We start from the raw sequence: 20,658 nt of genomic DNA, 5'->3' as shown, positions 1-20,658 counted from the left end.
AAGTAATGAATGAGGAGTTGTCATATACATGGCTTTGAAAGCAGGAATTGTAGGGCTTCCGAACGTCGGAAAATCTACGTTGTTTAACGCAATTACACAAGCAGGTGCCGAGTCGGCAAACTATCCGTTCTGTACGATTGACCCTAACGTGGGGATCGTTGAAGTACCGGACGAGCGTTTGGACAAATTGACAGAACTTGTTGTACCGAAAAAAACGGTTCCAACGGCGTTTGAGTTTGTAGATATCGCAGGTCTTGTACGCGGTGCAAGTAAAGGCGAAGGTTTGGGTAACAAGTTTCTTGCCCACATTCGTGAAGTAGATGCGATTGTTCATGTGGTACGCTGCTTTGTCGACGAGAACATCACACACGTAGATGGAAAAATTGACCCGGTGAGCGACATCCAGACGATCAATCTGGAGCTGATCCTGGCCGATATCGAGAGTGTGGAGAAGAAAATCGACCGTTCCAAGAAAAACATGAAGGGCGGCAATAAGCAGGCTGCTCAAGAAGTGGAAGTACTGGAGAGAGTGAAAGCTGTTCTGTACGAAGATAAGCCAGCACGCAGCATGGAATTGACAGACGAAGAGCGTCTGATCGTACGTGATCTGCACTTGCTTACCCTGAAGCCTGTTCTGTATGCAGCGAACGTAGCCGAGGATGAAATCGGTGAAGTGGCGAACAATGCTTATGTGCAAAAAGTAAGAGAATTCGCAGCTGCTGAGAATGCAGAAGTGGTGCCGATCAGCGCGAAGGTCGAAGAAGAAATTTCCGAGCTGGAAGGCGAAGATAAACAAATGTTCCTGGAAGAGCTCGGTATCGAGGATTCCGGTCTGAACCTGTTGATCAAAGCCGCTTACAAACTGCTGGGACTGTACACGTACTTCACGGCAGGGGTACAGGAAGTTCGTGCGTGGACGATTCGCAAGGGCACGAAAGCCCCAGGAGCAGCCGGTGTAATTCACACTGACTTCGAGCGCGGATTCATCCGTGCCGAGGTCGTTTCCTACGAAGATCTGGTTGCAGCTGGTTCCATGAACGGTGCCAAAGAGCGTGGGCAGCTTCGTTTGGAAGGTAAAGAGTACGTTGTGAATGACGGCGATGTTATGCATTTCCGTTTCAACGTATAGAACGTATAAATAATCAAAGCAATACAGGATAAACAAGTACAGCCCTGCTATCTTCTCCATGAAGATGGCAGGGTTTTTGATTTAGATGAATGTGAAGGCTGAATAACCAATAAGGTATTTAACATGAATTCTGCTCTGTTTCTGCTGGATTGTTTGCGAGACGTGGATATAATAGAGGAAGAGGGCATGAATCTTAAGAGAGCCCGTAGGCAGGTGGAAAAGCATCTGTTCAGGGTGATAAGAATATGCTATAATTAAGAGTCGTGTACCTAGGTTGATTTGGCTCGTCATTTGAAGGGCCAAAGCGGGATTCCGCTTAAGGTGCATGGGCTCTTTTATATAACTTACAAGTAAAGGATTTGATGACGTTGTAGCGATGTTGTGCGTCGGTCATTAATGAATGTTACGGTCAGGGGTTCAGTCATGTTGTTGAGAACCTGTGCGTTATGAAATATAGATGAAATAGATATTAACATGGAGCGCTTATCGGAAACGATGTACAGCGTAATAACCAAAAATAAATCGTGAGGTGACTATATATGTTGGATAAATTACAGGCATTAGCCGACCGTTATGACAAGCTTAGCGAGTTGCTGTGTGACCCGGATGTAGCTAGTGATAACAAAAAGTTGCGGGAGTATTCCAAAGAACAATCGGATCTGCAGCCGACGTATGAAGCTTACAATGAGTACAAACAGGTAAGTCAGGATCTCGAAGCAGCCAAGGAAATGCAGGGCGAGAAGCTGGATGACGAGATGCGCGAAATGGTCAAAATGGAAATTGAGGAGCTGAGCGCTCGCCAGAAAGAACTGGACGAATTGATTCGTGTTCTCATGCTGCCAAAAGATCCGAATGACGACAAAAACGTCATCGTGGAAATTCGCGGAGCGGCTGGCGGAGATGAAGCTGCTTTGTTTGCAGCGGATCTGTACCGCATGTACACACGCTATGCTGATAATCAAGGCTGGCGCGTGGAGCTGATGGATGCCAATACGAACGATGTAGGTGGATTCAAAGAGGTTATCTTCCTGATTAACGGTCGCGGTGCGTACAGCAAAATGAAATACGAAAGTGGTGCACACCGTGTACAACGGATTCCGACAACCGAATCGGGTGGACGAATTCATACCTCTACTTCGACAGTAGCTGTCATGCCTGAAGCTGAAGATTTCGATATTGAGATCCATGACAAAGACATCCGCGTGGATACGTTCTGTTCCAGCGGTGCCGGCGGACAATCGGTTAATACAACAAAATCCGCTGTACGGGTAACGCATGTGCCAACCGGAATTGTGGCAACGTGTCAGGATGGTAAATCGCAGAACTCGAATAAGGAAAAAGCGCTGCAAGTATTGCGTACCCGGATCTTCGATATGATGCGCCAGGAAGAAGAAGCGAAAATTGCTGGGGAACGCAAAAGCAAAGTGGGTACAGGTGACCGCAGTGAACGGATTCGTACCTACAACTTCCCTCAAAGCCGTGTGACAGATCACCGCATTGGTTTGACCATGCACAAACTGGATCAGGTCATGAACGGAGAGATTGAAGAAATCCTGTCTGCACTGACGATTGCCGAGCAGACGGAGATGATGGATAGAGGAGAATAATGCTGTGACCCGCGCGCAGTTTGTGATGACGCCGGAACAGAGCTGTCGGGAAGCCTTCGTGGAGGCTTCCTCTTTTTTGGAAAAGTGCGGCGTGTACGAGCCGCAGAATAATGCCCGGCTGCTGCTGGAGCATGTGCTCGGCGCCTATGGTGCCGCGTACTACATGATGCAGCCGGATCCCTTTCCCAGCGAGCTTCGCAGCCGCTGGGAAGACGCGGTCACGCGCAAGGCTGCGGGTGAGCCGGCGCAGTACATCATCGGCAGCCAGGAATTCTACGGGCTGCCGTTCGAGGTCACGCCGGCCGTGCTGATTCCACGGCCGGAGACCGAGCTGCTGGTCGAGGCTGTGCTGCGCGAAGGGGACCGCGTCTTTCCTGACGGCGCTCCGCTCGCCGTCGATATTGGCACGGGCAGCGGGGCTATCGCAGTGACGATCGCCTCGCAGCGCCCGCGCTGGCAGGTCGGCGCCGGAGATATCTCGGCGGCGGCGCTGGAAGTGGCCGCGCGGAACGCGGCCGCGAACGGGGTACAGATCGACTTCCGCGAAGGCGATCTGCTGGCCCCGTTCGCCGGGGTGCGGGTGGACATTCTGGTGTCCAACCCGCCTTATATCCCGGCGGACGACATCGCCGGGCTGCAGCCCGAGGTGCGCGATCATGAGCCGCGCACGGCACTGGACGGCGGTCCGGACGGACTTGCGCCGTACCGCGTCATGCTGGAGCAGTTGGCGCTGCTGCCTGCGCCGCCTCAGGTGATTGGATTTGAGCTGGGTCAGGGGCAGGCTCGCGACATCGCAGCATTGCTTGAATCGGCCGGACATTGGCCGGAAATTATCATTGTCCCGGACCTTGCCGGGATCGAGCGGCATGTCCTGGGTGTTCGTACTTCGGAACAGGTGACGAAAGTGTAAGGTTCCGCGGGTTTCCTTTTTGCCGTGAAATCCTCTACAATGGGATATACCGAAGATTGCTGAATGCTTGGGGGAACATAACTACATGCTGCATAAATTTAAAAAGATAGACTACTCGATTGTGTTCATATTACTGATCCTGATGGTCATCAGTATTTTGTCCATTTATAGTACGACCTTTGGCCGTCCGAAGCTGGAGGGGCTCACGAGAAACGCTGTTATCTTTTATATTTTAGGTTTCGTCATCTTTTTTGGAATATCGATGATCAACTACAAGGTCATTATCAAAAACTATTTATATATTTATGGAGTAGGCATGCTGCTGCTTATTCTTGTTATGTTTATAGGTCAGGAATATTATGGCGCCAAGGGCTGGTTGTCCATTTTTGGCTTCAGTCTGCAGCCAGCGGAGTTGTTCAAGCTCTGTCTCATTGTCTTCTTATCGGCCCTGCTTGCCCGAAAGAAGAACCGACCGCTTTATTTTGGACGTGATGTCGTACCGGTCTCACTCTGTGTTCTGCCACCTTTGCTGCTTGTGTTGCTTCAGAATGACTTGGGGAACGCGCTGAGTTATGTAGTCATTCTGGTTGGACTGTTATGGATTGGCAACATCAAATTCAGTCATGCCCTCATTGGTTTTATGATTGCCGTCGCTGCCTTTGTCGGTGGAACACAGGCATACATTCACTATCATGATGAGATCGTCAAGTTTCTGAAGGACATTGGCCGTTCACACTGGGCCGATCGTTTCGACCCATGGCTGGTGCCGGATCAGACCTCCCGAGATGTGCTCTGGCAGACGTACAACGCGAAGCTGGCGATTGGTTCGGGCGGCATTAGTGGTAAAGGCTATTTGGAAGGTACAACGATTCAGTCGAATCGGGTACCGCTGGCCTATGCCGACTCCATTTTTGTACAGATTGGGGAAGAGTTCGGGTTTGTAGGCGCCTCGGTGTTACTGCTGCTCTACTTTATTCTCATACACCGGCTGGTGCTGATTGCACTGGAGTGCAAGGATCGTGCTGGGCCTTATCTTATTGTCGGCATCATCGCGATGCTGCTCTATCAGATTTTTGTCAACATCGGTCCGTTCATTGGATTGATGCCGCTGACCGGGATCACGCTGCCGTTTATCAGTTCAGGCGGAACCTCACTCGTGCTGAACATGATCAGTATGGGTATTGTGATGAGTATCAAAGTTCACACGGAAGAGAACGAGGATATTCTCGGTTCTGCCGAACAACCGGGCATTACGGATCTGGTCATGAAGTTGTTCAGACGGAAACCGTCTCAGCAGGAACAGTAATTCCTTTGACCGGGTACAGGAAACAAAAGGCAAGTGGGAAATAGAACCCTGGAAAAGCTCAATCCAATTGGATCTGACTCTTCCAGGGTTTTTGTTTTGTGTACTTGCTATATTTGCTCGTGGTTTGTGGCCCATCCTCCTCATGACAATAAAAATTTCCATTTTAACTCCCGATTTTATACAATGGAAATATTGAGTTAATTTGGTAAATGAGGATTTAGTATCCGGGAGGTCGGATGGAATCATGTTAAGAATGCTGAAAAAGATGGATGGCGTCATCCTTTTTGTACTGTTACTGCTGATGATCGTCAGTGTGTTTGCCATTTACAGTGGTACGCAGACGGATTCCACATTGGCCAAACATCATATCAAGACCTTGTTGTTTTATATCGCAGGCTTCGTTGCCGTGGTGGGCATCGGATTGGTGAATTACAAGTTGTACGTGAAATATGCATTTTATTTGTATGGCATAGGAATCGTTCTGCTTGTTCTCGTCAACTTTGTGGGGGGACCGATTAATAATGCCAATGGCTGGATTAAGCTTGGGGACAATCTTTCGTTTCAACCTGCGGAGTTGTTCAAGATGATCTTGATCCTATTTCTCGCACATTTGCTTGTGAAGCGCCAGAGAAACACGCTTGGTTTCTGGAGAGATATCGTTCCCATCGGATGTTGGGCGTTCGTTCCGTTTGCACTCGTCATGATTCAAAATGATTTGGGCAACGCCTTGGGTTACGTGGTCATCTTGGCGGCGGTATTCTGGATCGGTAATATCAAGCTGAAACACGCCATTATTGGTCTTGTGATTATTGGGACGACCTTTTTTGGTTTCATCAAAGCGTATACGACATATCACGAGGAGATCTTCACCTTTCTCGAAAAGGTAGACCGCGAGCATTGGGCGGAACGGATTGACCCTTGGCTTGTACCGGAAAAGGCCACATCCAAAGCGACGTGGCATACCAAAAATGCCGGTTTGGCTATAGGTTCAGGAGGCATCATTGGCAAAGGTTATTTACAAGGTACTTCCGTGCAAAGTGGACGCGTGCCTTATACGTATTCGGATTCCATATTTGTCGTTATAGCTGAGGAGTTTGGTTTTGTTGGGGCCTCGGTACTCTTGCTGCTCTACTTTATTCTGATCCATCGGATGGTGCTGATTGGTCTGGAGTGCAAAGATCGGGCAGGGCCGGTCATCATTGTAGGCATTATCGGCATGCTGCTCTACCAAGTGTTCGAAAACATCGGCGCGTTCCTCGGATTGATGCCGCTTACGGGTATTACGCTTCCGTTTATCAGTTATGGAGGGACTTCATTACTCATTAATATGGCATGTATCGGACTGGTTATGAGCATCAAGCTGTATGGACAGGAAGAGGAGGATGAACTTCTTCTGGGAGAGCAAAAGCCGAGTTTGCCAGAACGATTATTGCAGCTGCTCAAGAGAGAAAAGACAACGGTATAGTTCAAAAATGGCTTTGTACATCAATAGATTCTTTAAATTAATAGAGTGTTGTTCAACGGTAACGTGTGAGTATGGTTAATCCGCCCTGAGCCAGGTGTGGATTGGCCTTTTTTTTCGATAGCTGTTCATCAGCATTAGAATGAGAGAATCGATATGCTAGATTTATGTTTTATACTAGGTTTACTTCTGTCTCTTCCGGGCATACTGATAGACATGAGAGAGTTACAGGGAGCATGATCACGGGAGCCGAGGGGGAGAACGGGATGAGCAGACGGGTAGTGAAACAAATTGGACTTATTATGGTTTGTCTTATGATGATGATTATGATGTGGGAAGGTCAAAAGACGGATGCAGCTCTGGCGGCTGCAGCGATTCCGGAACAATCCATTCGATTGCGCATTCTCGCCAATTCGGATGCAGCAGGGGATCAAATGGTAAAACGCGAGATTCGGGATGCCGTTGTTGCTCAGATGAGCGAGTGGGTTACCGAATTGGACAATCCGCAGAGTCTGGATGAAGCGCGCCTTGTCATTCGCGAGCATTTATCTGAAATTGAAGATCGGGTGGGCGAAGAACTGGCGAGCCGTGGACTGGATTACCCTTATCAGGTGGAGCTCGGTGTTGTTCCGTTTCCAACCAAACTATATGGAGGCACTGTATATCCCGCAGGAGATTACGAAGCAGTGCGTATAACACTGGGAGAAGGAAAAGGTCAGAATTGGTGGTGTGTGCTGTTTCCGCCATTGTGCTTCATCGATGCGAGTACGGGGGATGCGCTGGCGAAGCCAACTACCGTGTCTGCTGCGGCAGCTGAGCCTGGAGATGCTGAAGCGTCCGTCCAGGGAAATACACCTGAAGCGCGTTTCTTCCTGGTCGATCTGGCTGTCAAGGTGTGGGATTGGGTAGCTGGATTGTTCGCATAATACTGCGAGCATTAATAATGGAGGGCAACTTCGATTCAGGGAGATGCCCTTTTGATCCTTTTACTACAGATTTCCGAATGCTGCTATGATACGGGGTTGGGCGGAGAGACATGGGGCCCATTCTTAGGTTGAACAGATATGGTATAATTATAGGTATTCGAAATATAAGCAAGAAAGCTACCGCCAAGGTAGAGGTACGCGTTACTAACCTATTGGAGTTTAGGGATGATGGATATATGAACAGAAAAAATGAGCAAGATGTTTACACAGGAAACGGCGTTCCGGAAACTCAGGGAGGATCATCTACCCCCATATGGGATGTTAGAGCATTACTGAACGAGGAACATCCTCATATCGTGGGTAATTCTGTTATGAGTGAACATGAGGAAGAGTTATCTTCCGGGCCAGAAGTCAACTCGCTGACGGCCACAGCGCATGGATCTGTTGTGAAAAAGGGGAGCGCCTATCAGCAGGCGCTCTCCGACTTGCAGGCTGCCGCAGCCTGCATTCGTCAAGGTCAGACGATAGCGTTCCCGACGGAGACGGTATACGGATTAGGCGCAGATGCACGCAGTACAGCCGCAGTAGAGGCTATATTTGAAGCCAAAGGCCGCCCGTCAGACAATCCGTTGATTGTGCATATTGCGCATCGTGACCAGCTGGATCCGCTGGTTACGGAAGTGAATGAAGCGGCGGAAGCGCTGATCGAGGCCTTTTGGCCAGGGCCGCTTACGCTTGTGCTGCCGGTTAAGGCAGGGGCAGTGTCCCCGCGGGTTACTGCCGGTCTGGATACAGTGGCCGTACGCATGCCGGATCACCCGGTGGCTCTGCAGCTGCTTGCCGCGGCTGAGTGTCCAGTGGCCGCGCCAAGCGCCAATCGCTCCGGTCGGCCAAGCCCGACGCTCGCTTCACACGTGATCGAGGATCTGGCTGGCCGCATCGGCGGCATCGTGGACGGCGGCCCCACCGGGGTGGGCGTCGAGTCCACGGTGGTGCAGGTCGGTGACGACGGTACCGTCACCATCCTGCGCCCTGGCGGCATTACGGCGGAACAGCTGTCCGCCGTCGCCGCCCGTGTCGCCACGGACCCGGCGATTCTCGCCGAAGGGTCCGCTGGCGATGGAAGCCCGGCGCCGCGCTCGCCGGGCATGAAGTACACGCACTATGCGCCCACAGGGGCGCTGTGCGTGGTAGAGGGGCCGCCGCCAGCCGTGGCGGCCTGGATCAGCGCCGCCCTCGCCGAGGCGGCGCAGCGCGGAGAGCGCACCGCGGTGCTGGCATTCGCCGAGCACGCGGAGCAGTACCGCGCCGATGCCGTGTTCTCGCTGGGCGATGCCAGCGAGCTCGAAGAAGCAGCGCGCCGGCTGTATGCCGCGCTGCGCAGCTGCGATGAGCAGGGCGCCACATATATTGTGGCCGAAGCCTGCTCACGCGAAGGGCTGGGAGCAGCCGTCATGAATCGGCTGCTCAAGGCGGCGGGTCACCAACTGATACAGGTTGGTGACCAGTAACACGTAGACCGGAGTTGCTGTCTCTCCGGTCCGCCTAATCGGCAGGCAGTGACGACCAACGATACTCACTGCCTGCCGATTGGACCATACCTTTTAACACCCGTATGCTTACATCTCTGCTTCCTATCCGAATCTCTCACTTAAGGGATATGTTCTATTCGGGAGAATACATTTGGAATAATGGAAGCGCAAGGTTATCTCCCGTCATGTTTGTGTCCTTGTCCGCATATCGTGTACAAGAACCTTTACGTGACTTGGGGGTATGGGGATGTGGGATGTATCTGCCCATTTGGGGCAGTTGGTAACCATTTTGATTATGGCCGTCGCTCTGGGGCTGGATGCCTTCTCGCTTGGCATTGGGATAGGCATGAAAGGCATTCGTTTACGCGATGTGCTGCGAATCAGTTTTGTCACAGCCCTGTTCCATGTCATCATGCCGCTGATCGGTATGTATACGGGCAAATACGTCAGTTCTTTCCTTGGGGATATTACGACGTATGCTGCAGGCGGGTTGCTCGTTTTGCTCGGCGGCCACATGATTTTGAATGCGTTCCGAGAGGGAGACACAAAGCTGGTGGATCACCGATCCATGCTGGGTGTAATTTTGTTTTCGCTCAGTGTAAGTGTGGATTCATTTTCCGTTGGCGTGTCACTCGGCATGTTTAGCAGTGATCTGGTACTGACTGTACTGGCTTTCGGCGCATGTGGTGGAATCATGTCCGTGATGGGACTGCTGCTGGGAAGACGAGTGAGTCAAAACCTTGGCGATTATGGTGAAGCCATTGGTGGAGCCATTCTGCTCGCTTTTGGGCTATTGTTTATATTTTAAAACAGCCATTCACGCGGAATGCTTGCAGCTTTGTGCATTCATACCTATTTTCTTTAAATTAGCTTCGTTTAAAATTAAAATATGGCATCATTCGACAACATTTGCGAAATGGGGAGGCTATCACAATGAAACATATTTTGTTTGTATGTACAGGGAATACGTGCCGCAGCCCCATGGCGGAGGGGCTTTTACGCAAGCTGGCTTCAGAACGGGGCATTCAGGTAGAGGTTCGTTCTGCTGGTGTAGCAGCAACAACCGGTATGCCGATTTCCCGTCATGCCGAAGCCGTATTAAGAGATCATCAAGTGGAGGGACCTGCACACTCCACGCAGCTTAGTGCGAGCCTCATTGACTGGGCCGATCTGATTCTTACATTGACACGAAGCCACAAACAGCATGTGATGCAGGTTTTTCCGGATTCCGTCTCCAAGACATATACCCTGAAAGAGTATGTGGAAAATGATGAGCAGGTTCTGAATGATCTTCAGGAACTGGACAGCCTGTTTGCGACACTGGAGCTGAAACGTGCACTGGGTCAGGAGATTCTGGCGTCAGAGCGTGAGCGCGTGATTGAGATCCGGCAGCGCATTCCAAGCTTTGATATATCCGACCCGTTCGGCGGAAGTCGTGACGATTATAATATAGCTGCTGCAGAGATCAGGACCGCACTGGATCGGCTTCTGGACAAGTTGGGATAAACCGGTGCTGTGCAGGGCAATGTAATTTGGGCAGTAACGATCGAATCTCAAGACTCCGTTTCATATGAAAAAACGAACATGTGGTGTAAATTAGCCGTTGATTTTAGGCGTAGGTTGTTTTATGATGAAGGGGAAAACAGGGATCCGGTGTAACTGGCGACGAAGTGGGCACAACCACAATGGAGCACCGGAACAAACGGCCGGTCGCCTGGGCAAAAGAGCAATTCTGCGGTACCCGCAGACTGCTCTTTTTTTCGTCTTTCATCTGATTATTCGCTATAATAGTACCTGAAATGCCGTGCATGAATACAAAATCGGGCATCCGTGAGGAAGTCAGGCATGATTTTATCGGGAGGCGATAGGATGACTATTGAGTTAGATTCGGAACAACCCGGATTGCAGGAACAGACCGCATCCATTCTGCGAGAACTGGCACATGCCGGACAGCTTGGGCCTGGACAGATCGTGGTGATCGGAACAAGTACAAGTGAAGTCGCAGGCCAGAAAATTGGTACAAGTGGTGCGATTGAAGTGGCACAGCAGCTTCTTGCGGGTATCCGCGAGGTGCAGCAGGAATTCGGCTTCGAGCCTGTGTTCCAGTGCTGTGAACATTTAAACCGTGCGCTGGTGATGGAGCGTTCATTGCTCACACGTCTTGGTTTGACTGAGGTGGGCGCCGTGCCCGTTCCCAAGGCAGGCGGTTCCATGGCATCCGCAGCATATCGCTCGCTGAGTGATCCTTGCCTGGCAGAACATGTGCAGGCTCACGCGGGAATGGATATCGGGGAAACGATGATCGGCATGCACTTACGGCATGTGGCAGTTCCTTTCCGTACAACGCTTCGCTACATTGGGGAAGCCCGTGTGACGACAGCCTTGACCCGTCCGAAGCTGATTGGCGGCGAACGTGCGGTGTATCAGATGGAAGAGCAACCAGATTCGACATTTTGCGACTAAAATCTTCAACCAACTATAAAGCGAAACTGAAAGGTTACACTCCTAACTCCGATTGCAAAACCATCTTCCGATCGCTGTTATCCCCAGATTTTTTTAAATCCCCTTTAAAGGGGAAATCCGGTGATAAAGGCGAACACTTCGTTTCTCTAGATTGGTCCTGCACTCTCCGTTTTCGTGTAAATATTAATTTCGTTTTATAACTTCACTTATACTTGGGAGGAATTTAAACATGGAACAATTGCGCAAGAATGACCCTGCAGTACTTGAAGCGATGAATTTGGAACTGAAACGTCAACAGAACAACATTGAGCTGATTGCATCCGAGAACATCGTAAGTGAAGCGGTAATTGAGGCACTTGGATCTGTACTGACGAACAAGTACGCTGAAGGATACCCAGGCAAACGTTATTATGGTGGCTGCGAGCACGTGGATGTCGTGGAAGATATCGCACGTGATCGCGCGAAGGAACTGTTTGGTGCTGAACATGTTAACGTGCAGCCTCACTCCGGAGCACAAGCGAATATGGCAGTGTACCTTGCAGCCCTGAAACCTGGCGACACGGTACTGGGCATGAACCTTGCTCATGGTGGACACCTTACTCACGGCAGCCCGGTGAATGCATCCGGTTTGCTGTACAATTTCGTGGCTTATGGCGTACAGGAAGATACGTTCCTGATCGATTACGATGAAGTGCGCAAAGCGGCATTTAAGCACCGCCCTCGTCTGATCGTTGCAGGTGCAAGCGCATATCCGCGTACCATTGATTTTGAAAAATTGGCTTCCATCGCCAATGACGTAGGCGCATTGTTCATGGTGGACATGGCCCACATTGCAGGACTGGTTGCAGCCGGATTGCATCCGAGCCCGGTTCCACATGCTCATTTTGTAACAACAACAACACACAAAACGCTGCGCGGACCTCGTGGTGGTATGATTCTGTGCCGCAAATCCTGGGCAGCCGCGATTGATAAAGCCGTATTCCCGGGTTCCCAAGGTGGACCTCTGATGCACGTTATCGCTTCCAAAGCGGTAGCATTGGGTGAGGCGCTGCAGCCTTCATTCAAAACATACGCACAGAACGTAGTGAAGAACGCTCAGGTTTTGGCAGAAACACTGATTGCCGAAGGATTGAACATCGTATCCGGGGGTACAGACAACCACCTGATGCTGATCGACACACGCAGCGTGAACATCACAGGTAAGGAAGCCGAGCATGTCCTCGACTCCATCGGTATTACCGTGAACAAAAATGCAATTCCATTTGATCCTACCAGCCCGTTTGTAACCAGTGGTATTCGTATTGGTACCCCAGCAGCAACTTCCCGTGGTATGAACGAAGAGGCTATGGTAGCCATTGGTAAAATTATTGCCAAAACATTGAAAAATCCGAAAGATACAGCGAAGCTGGATGAAGCTCGTGCAGAAGTAACGGCACTTACGGACCAATTCCCGCTGTACACTGATCTGAAATACTAGTCCATTCACCAATGGAATCAACCCACATCTAGAGCAAAAAGGACCGGAACATGCCAAGTTTCCGGTCCTATTTTTATAGTATTCGGTTTTCTGTAATGATTACATGTCCTTTGATGGTGTAATTCGGTGTAGGTGATGATATAATATACAGGATTTATCGGGCCTATGAATGATGATTAGGCATTATTGGAAATGCTGAACATGAAGAACTTACCGGAGGGACAAATTAGATGGGAAAATTAGTAATATGTGATCACCCTTTGATTCAACACAAACTGACGTTTATACGCGATATGCGTACGAATACGAAAGATTTTCGAGAATTGGTGGATGAAGTAGCAACGTTGATGGCTTATGAGATTACAAGAGATGTTGAACTGGAGACGATTGATGTACAAACTCCTGTAGCTGAAACACAAGGCAAAGTCATTTCCGGACGTATGCTCGGACTGGTGCCGATTCTGCGTGCAGGACTCGGAATGCTCGATGGCGTTGTGAAATTGTTGCCAGCTGCAAAAGTTGGACATGTCGGTCTGTTCCGTGATCCGGAAACACTGCAACCGGTAGAATACTACACCAAACTGCCTACAGACGTGACAGAGCGCCAATTGATTGTGATCGACCCGATGCTGGCAACTGGCGGTTCTGCCATTGCAGCGATTGACGTGTTGAAAAAACGCGGCTGCACTCAAATCAAAATGATGAACCTTGTTGCAGCTCCTGAGGGTGTAAAAGCAGTTCAGGATGCACATCCCGATGTGGACATCTATGTGGCTGCACTAGACGACCGTCTGGATGATCACGGTTATATCGTTCCCGGACTGGGAGATGCAGGAGACCGTCTGTACGGCACTAAATAAGCATGCTGCATGCTGAATAGAAAAGGGGCTTTGTTTGAATGTCCAACAAAATTAAAGTCATGACGATATTCGGAGTTCGTCCGGAAGCCATCAAGATGGCTCCGCTTATTTTGGAACTTCAGAAACATCCCGAATCTATCGAATCCATCGTCTGTGTGACCGCACAGCATCGTCAGATGCTGGATCAGGTTCTTGAAGTGTTTAACATTCAACCGGACTATGATCTGGACGTCATGAAAGATCGTCAGACGCTGAATGAAATTACGATTCGTGTGCTTGGAGGCTTGGAGCCGGTTCTGCGCGAAGCGAAACCCGATATCGTGCTTGTGCACGGGGATACGCTGACTACGTTTGTAGCCAGTTATGCTGCGTTTCTGCAGCAGATTCAGGTGGGCCATGTGGAAGCAGGTCTTCGTACATGGAACAAGCTGTCCCCATACCCGGAAGAGATGAACCGTCAGTTAACCGGTGTGCTTGCAGACCTGCATTTTGCACCGACGGATTGGTCTTTCTCCAACCTTGCCAAAGAAAATAAACCGGAGTCTAGTACGTATGTCACAGGCAACACGGTAACAGATGTGTTTCAATATACAGTACGGCAGGATTACACACATCCGGTACTTGAATGGGCACAGGGCAAACGTCTTGTGCTGATGACAGCTCACCGCCGTGAATCCCAAGGCGAGCCTCACCGCAACATTTTCCAGGCCGTCAAACGGATTGCCGACGAGTTCGAAGATATTGCCATCGTGTATCCGGTGCATCCAAGTCCTGCTGTGAAGGAGCCGGCTCACGCGATTTTGGGGAATCACCCCCGTATTCAATTGATTGATCCGCTAGACGTAGTGGATTTGCATAATTTTTACCCTCATACTCACTTGATTTTGACGGATTCAGGCGGTTTGCAGGAAGAAGCGCCTTCGTTTGGTGTGCCAGTGCTCGTTCTGCGGGATACCACGGAGCGCCCGGAAGGCATTGAAGCCGGAACGTTAGAGTTGGTGGGTACGGATGAGGAACGTGTATATGAGCGGACCAGAGCTCTGCTTACGGACGAAACACTGTATGCAAGCATGAGTCAAGCTGCCAATCCATACGGTGATGGACATGCTTCGGAAAGAATTGTCAATGCGATTTTGCACCATTTTGGCGTAAATAATGAACGACCGGAATCATTTCACAGAAAATTCAAAAAATAATTCGTTTTTTCTGACTGAATTCCAAAGGGTACAGCATACAGTTAAACTGTACGGTTTACGCGGGTTTATGGGCTCCCGGGGGCCTGTAAACCTGCCGTTTTACCCTTTAAAACGCTAAAATCAATCAATTGACAAAGGCTCTCATCATTCAGTAAAATTAACTGGGATTGCAAGGGTGGCGTGGAAAATGGCCGATTCGAACAAACCAAATTCATCCCGTAACCATGACGATAATGTGTGGAAAGCGATGGGACTCGTGACAGCATTTGGGATCGAGATTGCCATTCTCGCTGTTGCCGGATATTACGCTGGCTCCTGGTTGGACAAGACCATTGGAGGTAACGGAATATGGATCGCCGTAAGCGTTCTCTTTTTTCTGGCCGCAGGCGGTGTGAGCATCTACTTTATCGCGAAAAAATTCATGGGGGACAGTGATGAGTGAACTAACCAGATACCGCAGATGGATGACTGTTTTCATCATGTACTTTCTTATGATTTGTTTTCTCGCAGCGGCCTTTATGCCACGTGTGGAGACAATTGCTTTGGGACTGGCCCTGGGTACGGGAATTAGCTGGATCAATGCATTTTACCTGGGCTACAAAGTAAGGAAAATGTCTGATGATGCGGCAGAAGGTAACTTGAAGCGTGTGAACCTGGGATTTTTGACAAGAGCGGCACTCGCTGTGCTCGGTATATTCATATCGATGCGCTTTCCGCAGTATTTCAATACATACGCGGTTGCAGGCGGTCTGGTCATTGCGCAATTTTCCTTACTGATTATAGGGATCGTCTATTCCCGCAGAGCAGAATGAAGTTAGGTGCTGCAGCTTTCAAGTCGAGAAAGGGGTGAGAAAAATATGCATGAAGCTCCAATTATTATGCTTGGCGGATTTCGATTGGATCTATCGGTTGTGTTGATGCTTGTTGTTACAGGTGCCCTCGTTTTTATCTTTGCTGTCCTGGCTACACGGAGATTGTCCGTTGAAAACCCCGGCAAGCTGCAAAATTTTATGGAGTGGGCAGTAGAATTCGTCCGCAATCTGATTTCCAGTACGATGGATATGAAGAAAGGGAAACATTTTATCTCTCTCGCTCTTTCCATGATTATGTTCATCTTTGTCGGTAACATGTTGGGTCTTCCGTTTCAGGCGGTGACCTCAGTGGAAAGCGCAGAACATGCGCAGGTGTTCGGTCAGCCGATCGTTACAGCGGTTGATGCGTTTGAAGAAGCGCATGCCAAGGACCCTGAAGCACATCCACACGTTGAACTGGCCTGGTGGAAATCACCTACCGCTGATTTATCGGTAACGATGGGACTGGCGCTTGTAGCGTTCATGGTATCTCATGGACTTGGATTGTTCCGCAACACGAGAGGGTATCTCAAGCACTACCTTCAGCCTTTCGCCTTGTTCTTGCCCATCAACTTGATTGAGACGGCATCCAAGCTGCTGACACACGGTATGCGTCTATTCGCGAATATCTTCGCGGGTGAGGTACTGATCACAACAATCCTGAAGCTGACCACGTTCAAAGTGTTTGGTGCAATTGCTGCCATTCCGTTGCTGATGGTATGGCAAGGCTTCAGTATCTTTATCGGTGCGATCCAGGCATTTGTTTTTGTAATCTTGATGATGGTGTACATTTCACAGAGCATCGAGACGCACGACGAACATTAAGTTCCAAGCCCTACGAAGATTTCTTCACCAGGCTGAACAATAAAAAATTCGATTTATCATTTTAAGGAGGATATACAAATGGGAGCAATGGCATTAATCGCAGCAGCAATTGTTGCAGGACTGGGCGCGTTTGGCGCAGGTATCGGTAACGGTATGGTAATCAGCAAGACAGTAGAAGGAATTGCCCGTCAACCGGAAGCAAAATCCACTCTTCAAACAACAATGTTTATCGGGGTAGGTCTGATCGAGGTATTGCCGATCATCGGTGTGGTACTCGCGTTCATGTTCTACGGTATGGCTTAATTAAATTGATAAGGTTTGGCGGGGAAGGCCATAGCCATCCGCGCCTTCTTTTTAGGTAATGTCCGTACTTGCGGATGAACGTTTCAAGGATACCTCCAGGAAGGAGTGAACAGATTGAGTTTCGTATGGGAAAATACGCTTCTTGCGATTATCGCATTTGCAATTTTATATTGGCTGCTTAGCCGTTATGCTTTCGGTCCTTTGTTCTCCATCATGGAAAAACGTCGTGAACTCGTGCTGACGCAGATGAATGAGGCTGCTCAGACTCGGGAACAGGCCATTGCCTATGTGGAGGAGCAAAAACAAGCTCTGGAGCAAGCGCGCAAAGAAGCTCACGACATCATTGAACAGTCCAAACAAACGGGCGGCAAACAGGCTGAATCAATTCTGGCTGATGCAAAAGCTGAAGCTAATCGTCTGAAAGACGATGCGGTACGTGAAATTGAAAGCGAGAAGAACAAAGCGGTTGCAGCCCTTCGCAGCGAACTGGGTACAGCTTCCGTTCAGATTGCTTCCAAATTGATCAAAAAAGAAGTTGAGAACGGTCCTGCACAAGAGGAGCTTGTGAACCAATACCTCAATGAGGTAGGGGGCCGACAATGAGCCGCGATACGATTGTTGCCAAGCGTTATGCGAAAGCATTGTTCGAAGTCGCTCTCCAGCAGCAGCAGGTGCTTGAAGTTGAACAGGAACTGCGTGCGGTTGTCAGCGGTTTGACCGGGGATGCCGAGATCATCAAGTTTATCGTATCTCCGAACATCTCTGACGAAGCCAAGCGGAACGTGCTTCATGCAAGCCTTGACGGCAAAGTGTCCGAACCTGTCCTGCGCACTGTTCTGCTCCTGATCGAGCGTGGTCGCGTTGAACTGCTGGAAGCTCTGCTGAGTGATTATCTGAAGATCGAGGGCGATTCGCTCGGCATTGCTGATGCGCGCGTTTACTCGACTTATGCATTGAAAGATGAAGAAAAAGAAGCGGTAGCCCGTGAATTCGGTGGCCGTGTGAATAAAAAGATTCGTATCGAGAACATTGTCGATCCGACTCTGCTGGGCGGATTGAAAGTCGCCATTGGCGATACGATCTATGACGGCAGCTTGGCTGGCAAGCTCGAACGTCTTGAGCAGTCTTTTAACAGACGAGTACAGTAGATTGGGGTGAGGACACTTGAGTATCAAACCAGAAGAAATCAGTACATTAATTAAGAGCCAGATCGAACAATACAAGAACGATATCGATGTAGTCGAAGTCGGGACGGTTATTGAGGTCGGTGACGGTATCGCCCGTGTATACGGACTTGAGAATGTCATGTCCAACGAGTTGGTTGAATTCCCAAGCGGTGTTATGGGCCTCGCCATGAACGTGGAAGAGAGCAATGTCGGTGTCGTTATCCTGGGACCTTACTCTGACATCCGTGAAGGCGATCAAGTAAAACGTACAGGTCAAATCATGCAAGTGCCGGTTGGCGAAGCATTGATTGGACGCGTTGTGAACCCGCTCGGTATTCCAGTGGATGGCAAAGGGCCAATCGCTACAACGGAATTCCGTCCGGTTGAAGGTAAAGCACCTGGCGTAATGGATCGTAAATCGGTTCATGAGCCGATGCAAACAGGAATCAAAGCGATTGATGCGATGGTTCCAATCGGTCGCGGACAACGTGAGTTGATCATCGGTGACCGTCAAACAGGTAAAACATCGATTGCAATCGATGCGATCCTGAACCAAAAAGGCAGCGGCATGAAATGTATCTATGTTGCTATCGGTCAAAAACAATCTACAGTTGCTCAAGTTGTGGAAACCCTTCGTCGTAAAGGCGCAATGGAGTACACAATCGTTGTAACTGCAGCAGCATCCGATCCATCACCACTCTTGTACATCGCACCGTATTCCGGTTGTTCGATGGGTGAGTACTTCATGTACAAAGGTGAGCACGTGCTGGTTATCTATGATGACTTGACCAAACAAGCGGCTGCATACCGTGAGCTTTCCTTGCTGCTTCGTCGTCCTCCGGGCCGTGAAGCTTATCCGGGTGACGTCTTCTACCTGCACTCCCGTTTGCTGGAGCGTGCAGCGAAGCTGAATGATGAACTTGGTGGTGGTTCTTTAACCGCTCTGCCATTCATTGAAACACAGGCTTCTGACGTATCTGCCTACATTCCAACGAACGTAATCTCCATCACGGACGGACAAATCTTCCTGGAAGCCGACTTGTTCAATGCTGGACAACGCCCGGCGATCAACGTAGGTATTTCCGTATCCCGTGTCGGTGGTTCTGCTCAGATCAAAGCGATGAAAAAGGTTGCAGGTTCCCTGCGTCTCGACCTCGCTCAATATCGTGAGCTTCAAGCGTTCTCCCAGTTCGGTTCCGATCTGGACAAAGCCACTCAGGCCCGCCTGAATCGTGGTGCTCGCATGATGGAAATCCTGAAACAGGGTGTAAACCAGCCTCTGCCTGTTGAACAGCAGGTTGTGAGCTTGTATACAGCGGTTAAAGGTTTCCTGGATGAAATTCCAACTGGTGATGTTACTCGTTTCGAGCGTGAGTTCCTCGCGTTCATGGAGAGCAGCCATCAGGAAATTCTCGGGTCCATCCGTGATACAAAAGAATTGACTGCAGACAACGAAAATGCGCTGAAAGGCGCAATCGAGAAGTTCAGAAAGAGCTTTGCTGTCTCTGTCTAAATAGATGATTGCAGCTGCGGAGTTGTTAAACCGATTCCGCATGTCTGCATGTAAAACTTTGACCCCGTCAAAGTAAGATGATGCTTACGAAGTAGTTTTGGCTACGTCAAAACTAGTGTTGATGCTTACGAAGTAACTTTGGCTGCGCCAAAGTAAAGTTTAGGCTTACGAAGTAGTTTTGACTACGTCAAAACTTGAAGGTGGTGAAATCATGGCAAAAGGCATGCGCGAAATTAAGCGGCAAATTAAAAGCGTACAAAGCACCAAGCAGATCACCAAAGCAATGGAGATGGTTGCAGCTGCAAAACTGCGCAAAGCGCAGGAAAAAGCTGAGGCAGCCCGTCCTTATTCGGAGAAACTTAAAGAAGTTGTGGCTAGTATTGCATCAAGCACGCAAGGAATCCAGCATCCGATGCTCGAGAGTCGTCCGGTCAAAAAGACAGCTTATCTGATCATTACATCGGACCGTGGACTTGCGGGTGGATACAATGCAAATATTTTGCGTCAGGTTAATCTGACGCTGAAAGAGCGCCATAACTCTCAGAATGACTACGAGTTGTTCGTTATCGGACGTAAGGGACGCGATTATTTCAAACGGCGTGAAATTGCGATGGCTTCCACGACAACGGATCTGTCGGATTCGCCTTCATTTGCAGATATCAAATCCATCGCACACGAAGCTGTTCGTGGGTTTGAACTGGCTGAATTTGATGAATTGTACATTTGTTATAACCGCTTTGTAAATGCGTTGACCCAGATTCCTACGGTAGAACGTCTTCTTCCAATGGAAACACCTGAGGTATCTGCTGCGGAAGGACCAACTGCAAGCTACGAGTACGAACCGTCAGCTGAAGCTGTACTGGAAGTTCTGCTTCCGCGTTATGCGGAAACGCTGATCTATGGTGCACTTCTGAACGGTAAGGCGAGCGAGCTGGGTGCGAAAATGACGGCGATGGGCAATGCAACCAAAAATGCATCCAAACTCATCAACGATTTGTCATTGACTTATAACCGTGCCCGTCAAGCAGCGATCACGCAGGAGATTACGGAAATTGTGGCAGGTGCCAACGCAGCACAAGGCTAACCGTTTTTTATTTAATGAAGGCTTGCACTGCAAAGATAAGCGAACGGA

The 20,658-nt window shown here is 49.5% G+C and carries 21 protein-coding genes and 1 riboswitch; all 21 genes read left to right on the top strand.

What is annotated here, in order from left to right; genetic code table 11:
* Positions 1 to 28 precede the first annotated feature (28 nt).
* The 21 genes from ychF (at position 29) to atpG (ending at position 20,610) form a co-directional block, all read left to right on the top strand.
* On the top strand, positions 29 to 1,129 hold the full coding sequence (ychF, locus tag AB3N00_RS20200) for a redox-regulated ATPase YchF (protein ID WP_413036187.1): 1,101 nt from the start codon (positions 29 to 31) through the stop codon (positions 1,127 to 1,129).
* A 539-nt stretch (positions 1,130 to 1,668) separates the two neighbouring features.
* The gene (gene prfA, locus AB3N00_RS20195) at positions 1,669 to 2,736 is read left to right on the top strand and encodes a peptide chain release factor 1 (protein WP_095291198.1); all 1,068 of its coding nucleotides are present in this window, start codon (positions 1,669 to 1,671) and stop codon (positions 2,734 to 2,736) included.
* Positions 2,737 to 2,761: 25 nt separating this feature from the next.
* Positions 2,762 to 3,646 (top strand): peptide chain release factor N(5)-glutamine methyltransferase, encoded by an 885-nt coding sequence (gene prmC / locus AB3N00_RS20190; RefSeq protein WP_413036594.1) that lies wholly within the window; start codon positions 2,762 to 2,764, stop codon positions 3,644 to 3,646.
* An 85-nt stretch (positions 3,647 to 3,731) separates the two neighbouring features.
* Entirely contained in the window at positions 3,732 to 4,952 is a 1,221-nt protein-coding gene (locus tag AB3N00_RS20185) for an FtsW/RodA/SpoVE family cell cycle protein (protein ID WP_413036186.1), read from the top strand.
* Between the two features lie 244 nt (positions 4,953 to 5,196).
* Positions 5,197 to 6,417: an FtsW/RodA/SpoVE family cell cycle protein gene (locus tag AB3N00_RS20180; protein WP_413036185.1), complete on the top strand. Its 1,221-nt coding sequence runs from the start codon at positions 5,197 to 5,199 to the stop codon at positions 6,415 to 6,417.
* A gap of 263 nt (positions 6,418 to 6,680) precedes the next feature.
* Entirely contained in the window at positions 6,681 to 7,340 is a 660-nt protein-coding gene (gene spoIIR, locus AB3N00_RS20175; protein ID WP_413036184.1) for a stage II sporulation protein R, read from the top strand.
* A gap of 236 nt (positions 7,341 to 7,576) precedes the next feature.
* The gene (locus AB3N00_RS20170; protein ID WP_413036183.1) at positions 7,577 to 8,851 is read left to right on the top strand and encodes an L-threonylcarbamoyladenylate synthase; all 1,275 of its coding nucleotides are present in this window, start codon (positions 7,577 to 7,579) and stop codon (positions 8,849 to 8,851) included.
* A 268-nt stretch (positions 8,852 to 9,119) separates the two neighbouring features.
* On the top strand, positions 9,120 to 9,680 hold the full coding sequence (locus AB3N00_RS20165; RefSeq protein WP_413036182.1) for a manganese efflux pump MntP family protein: 561 nt from the start codon (positions 9,120 to 9,122) through the stop codon (positions 9,678 to 9,680).
* Between the two features lie 125 nt (positions 9,681 to 9,805).
* Positions 9,806 to 10,378, top strand: coding sequence for a low molecular weight protein arginine phosphatase (locus tag AB3N00_RS20160; RefSeq protein ID WP_413036181.1), 573 nt, complete (start codon positions 9,806 to 9,808; stop codon positions 10,376 to 10,378).
* 139 nt (positions 10,379 to 10,517) lie between these two features.
* Positions 10,518 to 10,599: riboswitch (ZMP/ZTP riboswitch) on the top strand.
* A 142-nt stretch (positions 10,600 to 10,741) separates the two neighbouring features.
* Positions 10,742 to 11,335, top strand: a complete 594-nt coding sequence (locus AB3N00_RS20155; protein ID WP_413036180.1) for a TIGR01440 family protein — start codon at positions 10,742 to 10,744, stop codon at positions 11,333 to 11,335.
* A 229-nt stretch (positions 11,336 to 11,564) separates the two neighbouring features.
* Entirely contained in the window at positions 11,565 to 12,812 is a 1,248-nt protein-coding gene (glyA, locus tag AB3N00_RS20150) for a serine hydroxymethyltransferase (protein ID WP_095291213.1), read from the top strand.
* Between the two features lie 230 nt (positions 12,813 to 13,042).
* Positions 13,043 to 13,672 carry a uracil phosphoribosyltransferase gene (gene upp / locus AB3N00_RS20145; RefSeq protein ID WP_053782842.1) on the top strand — a complete coding sequence of 210 codons (630 nt, stop codon included), beginning with the start codon at positions 13,043 to 13,045 and terminating at the stop codon, positions 13,670 to 13,672.
* A gap of 38 nt (positions 13,673 to 13,710) precedes the next feature.
* Positions 13,711 to 14,868, top strand: coding sequence for a non-hydrolyzing UDP-N-acetylglucosamine 2-epimerase (wecB, locus tag AB3N00_RS20140; RefSeq protein WP_413036179.1), 1,158 nt, complete (start codon positions 13,711 to 13,713; stop codon positions 14,866 to 14,868).
* Between the two features lie 187 nt (positions 14,869 to 15,055).
* Positions 15,056 to 15,310 carry an AtpZ/AtpI family protein gene (locus tag AB3N00_RS20135; RefSeq protein WP_175396668.1) on the top strand — a complete coding sequence of 85 codons (255 nt, stop codon included), beginning with the start codon at positions 15,056 to 15,058 and terminating at the stop codon, positions 15,308 to 15,310.
* The gene (locus tag AB3N00_RS20130; protein ID WP_095291219.1) at positions 15,303 to 15,680 is read left to right on the top strand and encodes an ATP synthase subunit I; all 378 of its coding nucleotides are present in this window, start codon (positions 15,303 to 15,305) and stop codon (positions 15,678 to 15,680) included. Before AB3N00_RS20135 ends, AB3N00_RS20130 begins: the two co-directional genes overlap by 8 nt.
* 45 nt (positions 15,681 to 15,725) lie before the next feature.
* Positions 15,726 to 16,544, top strand: coding sequence for a F0F1 ATP synthase subunit A (atpB, locus tag AB3N00_RS20125; protein WP_413036178.1), 819 nt, complete (start codon positions 15,726 to 15,728; stop codon positions 16,542 to 16,544).
* A 78-nt stretch (positions 16,545 to 16,622) separates the two neighbouring features.
* The gene (gene atpE / locus AB3N00_RS20120) at positions 16,623 to 16,847 is read left to right on the top strand and encodes a F0F1 ATP synthase subunit C (protein WP_017691934.1); all 225 of its coding nucleotides are present in this window, start codon (positions 16,623 to 16,625) and stop codon (positions 16,845 to 16,847) included.
* Positions 16,848 to 16,961: 114 nt separating this feature from the next.
* Positions 16,962 to 17,450, top strand: coding sequence for a F0F1 ATP synthase subunit B (gene atpF, locus AB3N00_RS20115; protein ID WP_095291225.1), 489 nt, complete (start codon positions 16,962 to 16,964; stop codon positions 17,448 to 17,450).
* Positions 17,447 to 17,995: a F0F1 ATP synthase subunit delta gene (locus AB3N00_RS20110; protein ID WP_413036177.1), complete on the top strand. Its 549-nt coding sequence runs from the start codon at positions 17,447 to 17,449 to the stop codon at positions 17,993 to 17,995. The genes atpF and AB3N00_RS20110 overlap by 4 nt, the downstream gene beginning before the upstream one ends.
* Before the next feature lie 16 nt (positions 17,996 to 18,011).
* Positions 18,012 to 19,526, top strand: a complete 1,515-nt coding sequence (gene atpA, locus AB3N00_RS20105; protein WP_413036176.1) for a F0F1 ATP synthase subunit alpha — start codon at positions 18,012 to 18,014, stop codon at positions 19,524 to 19,526.
* A gap of 211 nt (positions 19,527 to 19,737) precedes the next feature.
* Entirely contained in the window at positions 19,738 to 20,610 is an 873-nt protein-coding gene (gene atpG, locus AB3N00_RS20100) for an ATP synthase F1 subunit gamma (RefSeq protein WP_175396665.1), read from the top strand.
* Positions 20,611 to 20,658 lie beyond the last annotated feature (48 nt).

Origin of the sequence: Paenibacillus xylanilyticus, from assembly GCF_047246825.1 — a bacterium.
GTDB classification, from domain to species: domain Bacteria; phylum Bacillota; class Bacilli; order Paenibacillales; family Paenibacillaceae; genus Paenibacillus; species Paenibacillus xylanilyticus_B.
This window is presented reverse-complemented; position numbering and strand designations above follow the sequence as displayed.

Bases quoted from the DNA above. Each gene is read 5' to 3' on its own strand.
- AB3N00_RS20170 (WP_413036183.1), top strand. From the start codon at position 7,577: ATGAACAGAAAAAATGAGCAAGATGTTTACACAGGAAACGGCGTTCCG.
- wecB (WP_413036179.1), top strand. From the start codon at position 13,711: ATGTCCAACAAAATTAAAGTCATGACGATATTCGGAGTTCGTCCGGAA.
- AB3N00_RS20155 (WP_413036180.1), top strand. From the start codon at position 10,742: ATGACTATTGAGTTAGATTCGGAACAACCCGGATTGCAGGAACAGACC.
- AB3N00_RS20160 (WP_413036181.1), top strand. From the start codon at position 9,806: ATGAAACATATTTTGTTTGTATGTACAGGGAATACGTGCCGCAGCCCC.
- glyA (WP_095291213.1), top strand. From the start codon at position 11,565: ATGGAACAATTGCGCAAGAATGACCCTGCAGTACTTGAAGCGATGAAT.
- AB3N00_RS20110 (WP_413036177.1), top strand. From the start codon at position 17,447: ATGAGCCGCGATACGATTGTTGCCAAGCGTTATGCGAAAGCATTGTTC.
- upp (WP_053782842.1), top strand. From the start codon at position 13,043: ATGGGAAAATTAGTAATATGTGATCACCCTTTGATTCAACACAAACTG.
- atpG (WP_175396665.1), top strand. From the start codon at position 19,738: ATGGCAAAAGGCATGCGCGAAATTAAGCGGCAAATTAAAAGCGTACAA.
- ychF (WP_413036187.1), top strand. From the start codon at position 29: ATGGCTTTGAAAGCAGGAATTGTAGGGCTTCCGAACGTCGGAAAATCT.
- prmC (WP_413036594.1), top strand. From the start codon at position 2,762: ATGACGCCGGAACAGAGCTGTCGGGAAGCCTTCGTGGAGGCTTCCTCT.
- AB3N00_RS20130 (WP_095291219.1), top strand. From the start codon at position 15,303: ATGAGTGAACTAACCAGATACCGCAGATGGATGACTGTTTTCATCATG.
- AB3N00_RS20180 (WP_413036185.1), top strand. From the start codon at position 5,197: ATGTTAAGAATGCTGAAAAAGATGGATGGCGTCATCCTTTTTGTACTG.
- atpB (WP_413036178.1), top strand. From the start codon at position 15,726: ATGCATGAAGCTCCAATTATTATGCTTGGCGGATTTCGATTGGATCTA.
- atpE (WP_017691934.1), top strand. From the start codon at position 16,623: ATGGGAGCAATGGCATTAATCGCAGCAGCAATTGTTGCAGGACTGGGC.
- AB3N00_RS20135 (WP_175396668.1), top strand. From the start codon at position 15,056: ATGGCCGATTCGAACAAACCAAATTCATCCCGTAACCATGACGATAAT.
- prfA (WP_095291198.1), top strand. From the start codon at position 1,669: ATGTTGGATAAATTACAGGCATTAGCCGACCGTTATGACAAGCTTAGC.
- AB3N00_RS20165 (WP_413036182.1), top strand. From the start codon at position 9,120: ATGTGGGATGTATCTGCCCATTTGGGGCAGTTGGTAACCATTTTGATT.
- AB3N00_RS20185 (WP_413036186.1), top strand. From the start codon at position 3,732: ATGCTGCATAAATTTAAAAAGATAGACTACTCGATTGTGTTCATATTA.
- spoIIR (WP_413036184.1), top strand. From the start codon at position 6,681: ATGAGCAGACGGGTAGTGAAACAAATTGGACTTATTATGGTTTGTCTT.